The organism is Leucobacter sp. UCD-THU (assembly GCF_000349545.1).
In the GTDB taxonomy this organism is placed as follows: domain Bacteria; phylum Actinomycetota; class Actinomycetes; order Actinomycetales; family Microbacteriaceae; genus Leucobacter; species Leucobacter muris.
Genome location: NZ_KB714601.1, coordinates 491407 through 504587, shown reverse-complemented (window position 1 = coordinate 504587; position 13181 = coordinate 491407). Strand labels below are relative to the sequence as shown.

At 71.8% G+C, this 13181-nt stretch carries 11 protein-coding genes; 6 read left to right on the top strand and 5 right to left on the bottom strand.

Annotation, left to right across the window (positions count from 1 at the left end; translation table 11 throughout):
• Positions 1-153: 153 nt before the first annotated feature.
• Positions 154-1284 (bottom strand): mannose-1-phosphate guanylyltransferase, encoded by a 1131-nt coding sequence (locus tag H490_RS23275; RefSeq protein WP_017883866.1) that lies wholly within the window; start codon positions 1282-1284, stop codon positions 154-156.
• A gap of 235 nt (positions 1285-1519) precedes the next feature.
• Between H490_RS23275 and sdhC the strand changes: the two genes are divergently transcribed.
• From sdhC to H490_RS23245, 6 genes are all read left to right on the top strand, one after another.
• The gene (sdhC, locus tag H490_RS23270) at positions 1520-1936 is read left to right on the top strand and encodes a succinate dehydrogenase, cytochrome b556 subunit (RefSeq protein ID WP_017883865.1); all 417 of its coding nucleotides are present in this window, start codon (positions 1520-1522) and stop codon (positions 1934-1936) included.
• Positions 1937-1952: 16 nt separating this feature from the next.
• Positions 1953-2399, top strand: a complete 447-nt coding sequence (locus H490_RS23265; protein WP_017883864.1) for a succinate dehydrogenase hydrophobic membrane anchor subunit — start codon at positions 1953-1955, stop codon at positions 2397-2399.
• Positions 2400-2444: 45 nt separating this feature from the next.
• Positions 2445-4277, top strand: coding sequence for a succinate dehydrogenase flavoprotein subunit (gene sdhA / locus H490_RS23260; RefSeq protein WP_017883863.1), 1833 nt, complete (start codon positions 2445-2447; stop codon positions 4275-4277).
• Positions 4278-4280: 3 nt separating this feature from the next.
• A complete protein-coding gene (locus H490_RS23255; protein ID WP_017883862.1) occupies positions 4281-5078 on the top strand; it encodes a succinate dehydrogenase iron-sulfur subunit in 798 nt (265 codons plus the stop codon).
• Positions 5079-5115: 37 nt separating this feature from the next.
• A complete protein-coding gene (locus H490_RS23250; protein ID WP_152424230.1) occupies positions 5116-6114 on the top strand; it encodes a YihY/virulence factor BrkB family protein in 999 nt (332 codons plus the stop codon).
• 159 nt (positions 6115-6273) lie between these two features.
• Positions 6274-7578, top strand: a complete 1305-nt coding sequence (locus H490_RS23245) for a thymidine phosphorylase (protein WP_017883860.1) — start codon at positions 6274-6276, stop codon at positions 7576-7578.
• A gap of 8 nt (positions 7579-7586) precedes the next feature.
• Here H490_RS23245 and H490_RS23240 read toward each other — a convergent pair whose 3' ends face one another.
• From H490_RS23240 to H490_RS23225, 4 genes are all read right to left on the bottom strand, one after another.
• Positions 7587-8528, bottom strand: coding sequence for an ADP-dependent NAD(P)H-hydrate dehydratase (locus H490_RS23240; RefSeq protein WP_017883859.1), 942 nt, complete (start codon positions 8526-8528; stop codon positions 7587-7589).
• The gene (locus H490_RS23235; protein ID WP_017883858.1) at positions 8525-10378 is read right to left on the bottom strand and encodes a phospho-sugar mutase; all 1854 of its coding nucleotides are present in this window, start codon (positions 10376-10378) and stop codon (positions 8525-8527) included. Before H490_RS23235 ends, H490_RS23240 begins: the two co-directional genes overlap by 4 nt.
• 118 nt (positions 10379-10496) lie before the next feature.
• Positions 10497-11660 (bottom strand): PucR family transcriptional regulator, encoded by a 1164-nt coding sequence (locus H490_RS23230; protein WP_017883857.1) that lies wholly within the window; start codon positions 11658-11660, stop codon positions 10497-10499.
• A gap of 28 nt (positions 11661-11688) precedes the next feature.
• Positions 11689-12918, bottom strand: a complete 1230-nt coding sequence (locus H490_RS23225; RefSeq protein ID WP_017883856.1) for a flavin monoamine oxidase family protein — start codon at positions 12916-12918, stop codon at positions 11689-11691.
• Between the last annotated feature and the right edge of the window lie 263 nt (positions 12919-13181).

The window sequence follows — 13181 nt, the reverse complement described above, 5'->3', positions numbered from 1 at the left end:
AATACTGCGAGACGTTGTCTGCCGATAGGGGTGAGGGGTGCGTTAGCGTGGGGCATGAAGACCTCCGGTTGAGGACGTGTGTGTGGTAACCCACATCCTGCCGGAGGTCTTCTTTAGTCTGCTACGCGTTCACAACGTCCCAAGGAACTACAGCTAGAGCAGGTGGCCGCCGCCGGCCAGCTTCATGCGGTTGACGAGGTTCTTCACGTCTTGCGCGCGGCTCTTCGTGGTGACGAGCAGCACGTCGGCGGTGTCGACCACGACCACGTCCTCGACGCCCACGAGCGCGACGAGGCGCTCGCTCTCCGAGACGACGATGCCGCTCGAGGCGTCCGACAGCACCTGGGCGCCGTCGCCGAGCACGGCGAGGTCGCTGCCGCGGCCGCGCGTCAGCAGGTTCGCCACCGAGGCGAAGTCGCCCACGTCGTCCCAGTCGAAGTGGGCCGCGACGCAGACCATCTTGCCCGCGGCGGCGGCCGGCTCGGCCACGGTGTAGTCGATCGCGATCTTCGGCAGGGCGGGCCAGAGGCGCTCGCGCACGTCGGCGCCCCGGTCGGTGTCCCAGCTCGCCGCGATCTCGCGCAGCGCGCTCACGAGCTCGGGATCGGCGAGCGCCATCTGATCGAGCAGCACGGTGGCGCGGGCGATGAACATGCCGGCGTTCCAGAGGTAGCCGCCGTGGGAGAGGTACTCCTCGGCCTGCTCGGCGTCGGGCTTCTCGACGAACTCGGACACGTCGTAGACGTCGAAGGGGGCGAGGTCGCCGCGGGCCTCGCCGCACGAGATGTAGCCGAAGCCGGTCGCGGGGTGCGAGGGGTGGATGCCGATGGTCGCGATGTAGCCGCGGTCGGCCGCCTGCACCGCGGTGGTGACGGCCCGCTGGAAGAGCACGTCGCCGCGGATGACGTGGTCGGCGGCGAAGGAGCCGAGGATCGCGTCGGGGTCGCGCAGCTCGAGCAGCGCCGCCGCGAGCCCGATCGCGGCGGAGGAGTCCTTGGGTTCGCTCTCGGTGATGAGGTTCTGCGGCAGGAGTTCGGGGAGCTGGCGCATGACCGAGTCGCGGTGCGAGACGCCGGTGACGACCATCACGCGTTCGGCGGGGGCGATGGGGGAGAGGCGGTCCCAGGTGGCCCGCAGCAGCGAGTCTCCCGAGCCGGTCAGGTCGAGCAGGAACTTTGGCGCGTTCGCGCGCGACAGCGGCCAGAGGCGGGATCCGACGCCTCCGGCCGGGATCACGCAGGTGAGGCGCTCGACGGCGGGGCGCGGGACGGTGGCGTCAGACATGGTTCCAGACTAGCCAGTCGGGGCCGCGGACGAGACCGGCGCGGGCCGAATCATCAGATGAAACGGGGCTCACGCCCGAGGATCGGGCGTGCGGGGGCGCGCCCGAAATGGTGACATAATGGTGGGCGCAGCGGATTCTCAGTTTGGAGAGATCATCGGGTGCGCCCGCGCTCCCTGAGACCGCGCTGTCAGCCGCCGAGCCGAGCTCGGTGAAGCAGGACCAAGGAGGAAGCCCGTGTCAGCCCAAACGGCAGAGGCCGCACCCGCGGCGAAGAAGAAGAGCCGCCCGGGCGGCACGCTCTACCGCGGCAACGAGGGCATGTGGTCCTGGGTGCTGCACCGCATCACGGGCGTCGCGATCTTCTTCTTCCTGCTCGTGCACGTGCTCGACACCGCGCTCGTGCGTGTGAGCCCCGAGGCCTACAACGCGGTCATGAGCGTCTACAAGACCCCCATCATGGGTCTCGGCGAAGCCGCGCTCGTCGCCGCGATCGTGTTCCACGCCTACAACGGCATCCGCATCATCCTCGTCGACTACTGGCGCAAGGGTGCGCACTACCAGCGCGCGATGTTCTGGATCGTGATCGCCGCCTGGGCGATCACCATGGCCGGCTTCCTGCCGCGCCACCTGATGAACGTGTTCGGGCACTAGGCGAGGAGAGACAGACATGACGATGACGATCGAATCCCCGCGCTCGAAGGCCCCCGCCAAGAAGCGCACCAACTGGGAGAAGTGGGGCTGGATCTACATGCGCGTCTCGGGCGTCCTGCTCGTGGTGCTCGTGTTCGGCCACCTCTTCTCGAACCTGATCGCCACGCCTGGTGGCGTGCACGCGATCGACTTCGGCTTCGTGGGCGGCAAGCTCGCCAACCCGTTCTGGCAGGTGTGGGACGTGCTGCTGCTGTGGCTCGCCCTGATCCACGGCGCCAACGGCATGCGCACCATCGTGAACGACTACGTCACCCGCCCCGGTCTCGCGAAGACCTTCAAGGTGCTGCTGTTCCTCTCCGCCGCGCTGCTGATCCTGCTCGGCACCTTCGTGGTGTTCACGCTCGATCCCTGCCCCGCGGGAGCCGATCCGTCGCTCGTGGCGTCGTTCTGCAACGCGTCGTAGCGACCGCGGCATCTCAGGCTTACAGACTCGAAGAATAGGACTCACGTGACCACAGACACCCATCAGGGCGAGGACGTCACCGTCAAGGACGGTGTCACCTACCATCAGTTCGACGTCGTGATCGTCGGCGCGGGCGGCGCGGGCATGCGCGCCGCGATCGAGGCCGGCCCGAAGGCGAAGACCGCGGTCATCACCAAGCTGTACCCCACCCGCTCGCACACCGGCGCGGCGCAGGGCGGCATGGCGGCGGCGCTCGCGAACGTCGAGGACGACAACTGGGAGTGGCACACCTTCGACACGGTCAAGGGCGGCGACTACCTCGTCGACCAGGACGCGGCCGAGATCCTCGCCAAGGAGGCCATCGACGCGGTCATCGACCTCGAGAACATGGGCCTGCCGTTCAACCGCACGCCCGAGGGCAAGATCGACCAGCGCCGCTTCGGCGGCCACACGCGCGATCACGGCAAGGCGCCCGTGCGCCGCGCCTGCTACGCGGCGGACCGCACCGGCCACATGATCCTGCAGACGCTGTTCCAGAACTGCGTGAAGCTGGGCGTCAACTTCTACAACGAGTTCTACGTGCTCGACCTCGTGATGACGGGCGAGGGCAAGCACCGCCGCCCCGCCGGCGTGGTGGCCTACGAGCTCTCCACGGGCGAGCTGCACGTCTTCCAGGCCAAGTCGATCGTGTTCGCCACCGGCGGCTTCGGCAAGATCTTCAAGACCACCTCGAACGCCCACACCCTCACGGGCGACGGCGTCGGCATCATCTGGCGCAAGGGCCTGCCGCTCGAGGACATGGAGTTCTACCAGTTCCATCCGACGGGCCTCGCCGGCCTCGGCATCCTCCTCACCGAAGGAGCCCGAGGCGAGGGCGCGATCCTGCGCAACGCGAGCGGCGAGCGCTTCATGGAGCGCTACGCCCCCACCATCAAAGACCTCGCGCCCCGCGACATCGTCGCGCGCTGCATGGTGCAGGAGGTGCTCGACGGCCGCGGCGCCGGCCCGCACAAGGACTACGTCTACCTCGACTGCACCCACCTGGGCGCCGAGGTGCTCGAGACCAAGCTCCCCGACATCACCGAGTTCGCGCGCACCTACCTGGGCGTCGACCCGGTCGTCGAGCCCGTGCCGGTGTTCCCCACCGCGCACTACGCGATGGGCGGCATCCCGACCAACAACGCGGCCGAGGTGCTCATGGACAACGACACGGTCGTGCCCGGGCTCTACGCCGCCGGCGAGTGCGCCTGCGTGTCGGTGCACGGCGCGAACCGTCTCGGCACCAACTCGCTGCTCGACATCAACGTGTTCGGCAAGCGCTCGGGCAACAACGCGGCCGACTTCGCGCAGACCGCCGACTTCGTCGAGCTGCCCGCCGATCCCGCCCGCGAGATCCGCGAGCTCGTCGATCGCTTCCGCACCGGCACCGGCACCGAGCGCGTCGCCGACATCCGGCGCGAGCTGCAGGAGGCCATGGACCGCGGAGCCCAGGTGTTCCGCACCGAGGAATCGCTCACCGAGGTGCTCGGCGTGATCCACGACCTGCGCGTGCGCTACATGAACGTGGGCGTGCAGGATCGCGGCAAGCGCTACAACACCGACCTGCTCGAGGCGATCGAGCTGGGCTTCCTGCTCGACCTCGCCGAGGTGCTCGCGTACACCGCGCGCAACCGCAAGGAGAGCCGCGGCGGCCACATGCGCGACGACTACCCGAATCGCGACGACGAGAACTACATGCAGCACACCATGGCGTACCTCTCGGGAGACCCGCACTCGGCCGACCCCGACGATCACATCCGGCTCGATTGGAAGCCCGTCGTGTTCACGAAGAACGAGCAGGGCGAGTTGAACTACCCGCCCATGGAGAGGAAGTACTAGGCCATGAGCACCGCTACCGCAGAAGCGACGGCCGTCGACTCCACGGAGACCGCAGCAGCCGGAGACGCTCCCGACGCGCCGAAGCCCTTCACGGTCACCCTGCTGGTGCGCCGTTACAACCCCGAGTCGGGTCGTGACGCGTACTGGGAGGACTTCGACGTCGAGATGTACCCCACCGACCGTATCCTCGACGCGCTGCACCGCATCAAGTGGGACCAGGACGGCACGCTCGCGTTCCGCCGCTCCTGCGCCCACGGCATCTGCGGCTCCGACGCCATGCGCATCAACGGCCGCAACCGTCTCGCGTGCAAGACGCTCATCAAGGATCTCGACATCTCGAAGCCGATCTACGTCGAGGCGATCAAGGGCCTGCCCCTCGAGAAGGATCTGATCGTCGACATGGAGCCGTTCTTCGCGGCCTACCGTGCGGTCAACCCGTTCCTCATGCCGGACTCGGCCCCACCCGTGCCGGGCAAGGAGCGCCTGCAGACGATCGAGGATCGAGAGCGCTTCGACGACACCACGAAGTGCATCCTGTGCGCCGCGTGCACGACCAGCTGCCCGGTCTTCTGGACCGACGGCCAGTACTTCGGCCCGGCCGCGATCGTCAACGCGCACCGCTTCATCTTCGACTCGCGCGACGACAACGCCCAGGTGCGTCTCGACGTGCTGAACGACACCGAGGGCGTGTGGCGCTGCCGCACCACCTTCAACTGCACCGACGCGTGCCCCCGCGGCATCCAGGTCACCAAGGCCATCGCCGAGGTGAAGGCCGCGATCCGCACCGGCAAGACGAAGTAGCGCCCGCGCCCAGCGCCGGGTGGCTGCACTCGACGGCATGACGACGCCCCGCGATCCCCGCTCCTCCGACGAGGAGCGGGATCGCGGGGCGTCGCGCGTCTCGGCGGTGTCGCGAGAACTCGTCGAACAGGGGCAGGGCGTCTGGGACCGGCTGCGGGATTCGCGGCCGTTCCGCTCCTTCTTCCACTTCACCGACGTGGGCGGATCGGTGCTCGCGGCCGGCATGAGCTATCAGGCGGTGTTCGCGGTGTTCGCGGCGCTCTGGATCGGCTTCAGCGTGTTCGGCATCGTGCTGCGCGGCCGACCCGAGCTGCTGGAATCCCTGATCGAGCAGCTCAACCTGTTCGTGCCCGGCCTCGTGGGCACGGGCGACGGCGGCGCGGTGCAACTGGCGATGCTGCTGCAGAGCCGAACGCTCGACTGGAGCAGCGCGATCGCGGGCGCCGCGCTCGTCTACGTCGCGGTGACCTGGTTCACGGGCACGCGCCGCGCGATCCGCATCATCTTCGGCCTCGAGGTGCGGCAGTACCGCAACGTGGTGCTGCTCAAGCTGCGCGACCTGGTGCTGGCGCTGGGCTTCATGCTGGCGATCATCGTCTCGGCGGCGCTCACGGTGTTCAGCTCGAACCTCACCGATCTGCTGGTGTCGTGGTTCGGCGGCGATCCCGACGGCTGGCTGCTGGGCGGTCTCGGCACGGTCGCCCGATACGGCGCGATGTACGTCTTCGACACGCTCGTGCTCGTCGCCATCTTCCGGCTGCTCGCCGAGGTGCGGGTGCCGAGGTGGAGCCTGCTGCGGGGCTGCGCCCTCGGCGGGCTGGCGCTGTTCGGCATCAAGGTGCTGGGGTCGTCCCTGCTCGGCGGCGCCTCCCACAACCCGCTGCTGGCCTCGTTCGCGGTGCTGGTGGGGCTGCTGATCTGGTTCAACGTGATCTGCCGCACGCTGCTGCTCACCGGCTGCTGGATCGCGGCCGGCCAGGACGACGAGCTGGGGCGGCCGGATCCCGATCGCTCGCGCGTGCTCGACGTGTTCTGAGGACCTCGAGGGTCTCTCCTCCCCTCCGTATGGGATCTGCCGTCCGTATGGCGGACCGGGCCGACTCCTGCATACGGACGGCTGATCCCATACCGACGGCGGGGATCGAGGAGCGGGGATCGGGGAGCGGGGATCGGGGAGCCGCCATAGGCTGGTGGCATGGAGCAGCTCAGCGATCCCGAACCCTTCGACGTCGTCGACCTGATCACGCGCAAGCGCTTCGCGGGCGCCCTCGCCCGCGCCGAGATCGACTGGCTGGTGGACGCGTTCACGCGCGGCGTCGTGGCGCCGGAGCAGATGAGCGCACTGCTCATGGCGATCGTGATCCAGGGGATGGAGCGCGAGGAGATCCGCGATCTGACCGCCGCGATGATCGCGAGCGGTGAGCGCCTGAGCTTCTCGGGGCTCGGCCGCCCCGCCATCGACAAGCACTCGACGGGCGGTGTGGGCGACAAGACCACGCTTCCGCTGGTGCCGCTCATGGCGTCGCTGGGGGTGGCGGTGCCGCAGCTGTCGGGGCGGGGCCTCGGGCACACGGGCGGCACGCTCGACAAGCTCGAGTCGATCGCCGGGTGGCGGGCGTCGCTGTCGAACGACGAGATGAAGCGGATGCTGCGCGAGGTGGGCGGGGTGATCTGCGCGGCGGGGTCGGGGCTCGCCCCCGCGGATCGCGCGATGTACGCTCTGCGCGACGTCACGGGCACGGTGGCGTCGGTGCCGCTCATCGCCTCGTCGATCATGAGCAAGAAGATCGCGGAGGGGGCCGACGGCCTCGTGCTCGACGTGAAGTTCGGTTCGGGCGCTTTTCTTCCCGCCGTCGACGACGCGCGCGAGCTGGCGACGACGATGGTGCGGTTGGGCGTCGATTCGGGGTTGCGCACGGTGGCGCTCCTCACCGACATGGATGCGCCCCTGGGCCGAGCGGTCGGCAACGCGAACGAGGTGCGCGAGTCGGTCGAGGTGCTCGCGGGCGGCGGGCCCGCCGACGTGGTGGAGCTGACGCTCGCGCTGGCGCGGGAGATGCTGGAGCTCGCGGGGAAGGGCGACATCGATCCGGCCGGGGCGCTGGCCGACGGGCGCGCGATGGACGCGTGGCGGCGCCTCGTCGCCGGCCAGGGCGGCGATCCCGACGCGCCGCTGCCCGTCGCGCGTGAGACCGAGACGGTGCGAGCGGCGGCCGCCGGTGTGGTGCAGCGCGTCGACGCGCGCGCGGTCGGGGTGAGCGCCTGGCGTCTGGGGGCGGGGCGGGCGCGGCCCGGCGACCCCGTCGACCACGCCGCCGGGGTCGAGGTGCTGGTGCGCCCCGGCGATCGGGTGCGGGTCGGCGATCCGCTGTTCGAGGTGGCGTGCGATTCGCCGGGCCGCATGGTGCGCGGGGTGGAGTCGCTCGCGGGGGCGGTGGAGCTCGGCGAGGCGGTTCCGGATCCGCGCCCCCTCGTCGCGGATCGCGTCACCGCGGGCTGAGGCCCGGGTCAGGCGAGCGCGGCGACGGCGGCCGGCACGGCGCCGGCGACGTCGAGCGCGGTGATCGGCCGGCCCGACCCGCCGGCCTCGGGGTCGCCGGCCGCGATCCTGGCCGCCGCGTCGTGCAGCAGCGCGGCGGTGGCGCCGATGCGGGCGAGGGAGGCGGGATCCTCGGGCACGCCGGCGGCGTGCGCCGCGACGAGCGCGCCGAGGATCCCGGCGAGCACGTCGCCGGTGCCGGCGGTCGCGAGCCAGGGCGTCGAGGGGCCGACGAGCAGCGGCGCCTCGCCCGGCGCCGCGCACACGGTGACGGAGCCCTTGAGCAGCACGGTCGCCTCGAGGCGCTCGGCGAGGCGGGCGGCGGTCTCGGCTCGTCCGCGCTGCGCGTCGCCGTCGGCGCCGCCGCGCGGATCCCAGTCGTCGGGCAGGGCGCCGAGCCCCGAGGCTCGCCACAGGCGCTCGAACTCGCCGCCGTGCGGGGTGAGGATCGCGGGCGCCCCGTCGCGGGGGCCGTCGTCGCCGGATCGGGCCTGCGCGACGAGATCGAGCGCGCCGGCGTCGATCACGAGCGGAGCGCCGCCGCGCAGCAGTTCGAGCAGCGCCGATCGCTCGGCCGTCGAGCGGTCGGCGGGATCGGTGCCCGATCCGAGCACCCAGGCGTCCGCCGGCCGGGATCCGGGCTCCCCGAACACCGTCTCCGGGTGCACCGCGAGCACCGACGCCGCGGGCGAGGGAAGCCCGTGGGGCGACGGGGCGTCGTCGAGGGCCGGCACGTAGCGCACCATGCCCGCACCCGTGCGCCACGCCGCCGAGACGCCCAGCACCGCGGCGCCCGGGTACTGCGCCGAGCCGGTGCGCATGCCGAGCACGCCCCGCCGGTACTTGTCGTCACCGGCGCTCGGGCGGCGCAGCCACTCGGCCGCGCGCTCCCGCGACCAGTGCCCGATCATGACGCTCCGGCCCCCGGGGCGCCGGCCTCGGAAGCCCCAGCCTGCAGCCGATCGAGGTAGTCGCGCACGGTTCGCTCGAGGGTGCTCAGCGCCCGCCCGGCCGTGCGGCGGCGCTTCCTCGCGGACCCCGTATCGCTGAAGGTGTCGAGATAGATCTTGAGCTTCGGCTCGGTGCCGCTCGGCCGGATCATGACGCGCGAGCCGTCGGAGAGGTCGTAGCGCAGCACGTCGGCGGGCACCTCGGCGAGGCCGGGCGTCAGCAGATCCTGCGCGGACGCCACCTCGACGTCGCCGAATGCGCGGGGCGGATCCTGCCGCACCCGCGCGGCGAGCGCCGACGCGGCGGCCATGGAGGGGAGCCGCAGCGTGATCTGCCCGCTGGCGAAGTGGCCGAAGCGCTCGCTCGCGTCGTCGAGCAGGTCCCACAGCGTGCGCCCCTCGGACGCGGCTTCGCGGGCCATGGCGATCGCGTCGGCGCTGGCCGAGATGCCGTCCTTGTCGCGCACGATGCCGGGGTGGGTGAGATAGCCGAGGGCCTCCTCGAAGCCGAAGACGAGGCCCGGCACGCGCGACACCCATTTGAAGCCCGAGAGGGTCTCGGCGTAGTCGAGCCCGTACTCGCGGGCGACCGCTCGTAAGGCGGGCGAGGAGACGATCGTGCACGCGAGGGCGCCGGACGGGGCCGTGCCGGCGAGGGCCGCGCGGGCGCGCTCGCGCTCGGCCGCGCGCCAGCCGAGCAGCAGGCCGAGCTCGTTGCCGGTGAGCCGGCGGTAGCCGGAGGGCTCGTCGGGGTGCGGCAGTGCGATCGCGAGACGGTCGGCGTCGGGGTCGTGCGCGACGACGAGGTCGGCTTCGATGCCGCGGGCGGTGCGGAAGGCGAGATCGAGGGCGCCGGGCTCCTCGGGGTTCGGGAACGCGACGGTGGGGAACGCCCCGTCGGGGCGATCCTGCTCGCGCACCGGCACGACCGAGGGCAGCCCGGTCGAGGCGAAGACCCGCTGGGCGATGTCGGAGCCCACCCCGTGCATCGCCGTGTAGGCGATCCGCAGCCCGGTGCCGGCCCCCAGCGCCACGCCGGGCGTCTCGGGAGGCTGGGGCAGGCCGCCGAGCAGGGCGGCCGCGGTCTCCGACACGTAGGCGTCGGCGACGCCGCGCCCCAGCACCGTGTACTCGGTGGAACGGGGCAGCTGCGCGACCGGGGTCTGCGCGACCCGCTCGATGCGGGCGGCGATCTCGGCGTCCGCCGGCGGCACGATCTGCGATCCGGCGTCGTCGTCGCCGAGATAGACCTTGTAACCGTTGTCGCGGGGCGGATTGTGACTCGCCGTGATCATCACGCCGGCCGACACGCCGAGGTGCCGCACCGCGAACGCGGTGAGGGGCGTCGGACCGGCGTCGGGCAGCAGGAAGACGCGCACGCCGGCGCCCTCCATCACCTCGGCGGCGTCGCGGGCGAACACGGCGGACCCGACCCGCCCGTCGTAGCCGATCACGATCGATGGCGGGGTGCTCGCCCGGCCCGAGGCCGCGCGCTCCAGCAGGTACGCCGCGAAGCCCGCGCTCGTCTGCGAGACCACGACCCGGTTCATGCGCCGCGGGCCGGGCCCGATGCGCCCCCGCAGGCCGGCCGTGCCGAAGGCGAGCCTGCCCCCGAACGCATCGCTCAGCTCGGCGGCCGCCTGGGCGTCGCCGTCGAGCGTCGAGGTGATGAGGCGCCTGGTCTCGGCCTGCGCGTCCGGATCGATGTCGTGCTCGGCCCAGGCGCTCGCCTCGGTGATGCGCTCGAGCAGCGTCTCCTCGGAGTGCGCGGATCCGTCGTTCCCCGGCTTCCCGTCGTCAGGCAGTGCCATCGCGGTTTCTCCCTCCCCGCCACGAGCGTCGCGGTGTTTTCAAGCTACCATTCGCAACGGGTCCGGGCGCACAGCGCGCGAGGGCTTCTCCCCGCGGTTGCGAGCGCCCCGGGGCCGCTCAGTGCACCTCCCCGGGCTGGCCCGAGGGCGCCGCGGCCTCGGCGGGCTCGAGGTCGCCGCAGCTGATGGCCGCCTGCACGGCGAGCCAGCACTCGGCGGTGTCCTCGATCGACGAGAGATCGCGGTCGATGATCTTCTCGATGCGCGAGATTCGGGCGATGAGGGTCTGACGGTGCACGAAGAGGCGCTCGGCGGCGCGCACCCAGCTGCGGTTCTCCTCCAGGAAGACGCGCAGGGTCTGCGTGAGGGAGGTGCCGCGCTGCTCGTCGTAGGTGCGCAGCGGCCCCAGCACCTGGTTCGCGATGCGGCGCAGCTGCTCGGCGCTGCTCGGCAGGAAGAGCGAGGTGGTCTCGTGCTCGCCGAAGTGCAGCACGCCGCTCGCGAGGTGGTTGCGCACCAGTGCGCTGCGCGCCTGCTGCACGGCGTTCGGCAGCTCGTCGAGACCGTCGAAGGGCGCGCTCGCCCCGACACGGGCTCCGGCGGTCGCGATCGCGTCGAGCGCCCGGCCGAGCGCATCGCCCGCCTCGGCGAGCAGCAGCACCTGATCGCCCTCTGCCGCGGTGAGCACCGGCAGCTGCTGCGCGGCGAAGGCCTCGCGGATCTGGTGGTGCACGGCCCGGCCCCCGGCCCCCTGGACGACCGCGACGAGCGAGGGCTGGCGGATGCCGTGCGGCTCGAGCAGGCGCGCGGCCGACGGGCCGGGGATCGCACCGGTGCAGAGCTCGGCGAGCAGCAGCGCGCCGTAGCGCTGCTCGGTCTGCTGCACCAGCTTGTCGCGGCCGCGCTGCACGGCCTCGGCGACCGCCATCGCGAGCGTGATGTACCGCACCTCGTGCGCCGTCGACAGCACCGGGAAGCCGATGTGGGCGGCGTACGCGAGCGCCGGCTCGCTGAACGACGCGTCCATCATGTGCTCGTCGACGGTCACGGCCGCGATCCCGACCGCCTGCATGCCCCGCAGGTAGGAGCACTGCTCGTCGGTGGTCTTCGGCACGCCGAGGCCGGTGGTCATGACCAGCGCCCCCTCGCCCAGCCAGCGCCACGGATCGGGCTGCTCGCAGACGTGGGCCCACGTGATGACGCGCTCCTCCCCGACGCCCGGGGTCAGGGACACCGTGCGCGCGGCTGGCAGGTCGAGGAGCGACCTCACTGTGAAGGTCATGAGTCAAGGGTACATTTGCGCGGCTTCGTCATGAGGAGAGCGCGCGTGCGATGGCCGCCGCGGCCCGGTAGCCCGACTCGACGGCGCCCGAGAGCGACTGGGCGAGACCCGTGTGCTCGCCGGCGACGGCGACGCGGCCCGCCGCGCGCTCGAAGACGCGCGCGTCCGCCGCGTCCCACTCGAGGCCGGGGGCGGTGTAGGCGCCCCGGGTCCACGGGTCGTCCGCCCACGTCGTGAGCAGCACGTCGCCGTCGATCTCCAGCTGCGGGCGCATCTCGCGCAGCGCGCGCACCCAGCTCTCGGCGCCCGCCTCGGCCTGCAGCGCTTCGAGCGCGAACGGCCCGCCGGCGAACGACGAGAGCGCGTCGATGCGATGCTCGCCGTCGATCGAGAGCGAGCGCCACGACCACCACGTGTGCTCCGGGTTCTGCAGCGCGACGTCGTCGTCGACCCGCGAGAGGGGCACGCCGAGCTTCGCGGCGACCCCCATGAAACGGTGGTCAAGGGCGCGCTGCTGGTCGTCCGGCAGTGCGAAGCCGAGCTCGAGTTCGCGCAGGATCGGCAGCGGCACCGCGACCACCGCCGCATCGGCGTCGATTCGGGTGCCGTCGACGAGCGTCACCTGCACCGCGGTCTTCGACTGGTCGATCGCGCGGATCGGGTGCTCGAGGCGCACGCGATCGCCGAGACGGCGCGCGAGTTCGATCGCGAGCGCCTGGTTGCCTCCCACGAAGCGCCCGCCGTCCTCGACGTAGCCGCCCGCCGTCGACGACTCGTGCAGCAGCACGGCCTCGGCGCTGACCAGCGCCGGGTCGGCGGCGGCCGACGTGGTCGTGCGCCGGTAGACCGGGTCGAGCCGGTACCCCTCGCCCAGCGCCTCGGCGAAGGCGCGCTCCAGCGACACCTCGCGCTCGCCGTCGGCGAGCATCCGCGCGAGCGTGCCGCGCACGCGCTCGCCCGTCTCGCCGAGCTCGGCGAAGGAGATCACGCGGCCGTTCACGGTGCGGCGGCCGTAGCGCACGCCGTGCGACATGATCGGCACGCCCACCTCGGCGGCGAGCCGGCGGATCGGGAACTCGGTGGGGAAGACGTACTCGCCGCCGCGCTCGGTCACCTCTCCGTTGCCGAGACGCTGCGACCAGGTGCGGCCGCCCACGCGATCCCGCGCCTCGAGCACGGTGCACCGATGGCCGGCCTTCTCGAGCTCCCAGGCTGCGGTGAGGCCGGCGAGGCCGGCTCCGATGACGACGATGTCCATGCGTTCCTCCTCGAACGGTGAGCGGTGCCCGACACCCATGCTAGGGATCGATGCGGCCCGAGGAGTCCTCCCCGGGCATACTCGTGGGCGAAACCTTATGTTCGTACTACCGTCGCCGGGCCCGCCATACGAATCTATGAAAGATGCCTCGCCGCGGTAACGAAGGGGTAACGGGCGGGGGTCGGCCCCGACGGCGGCTACTAGGTTCGGGAAGCGGCAGGGCGGAACATCCGCTCATCCGCAGGGGCCGCTCGGAGCGGCCC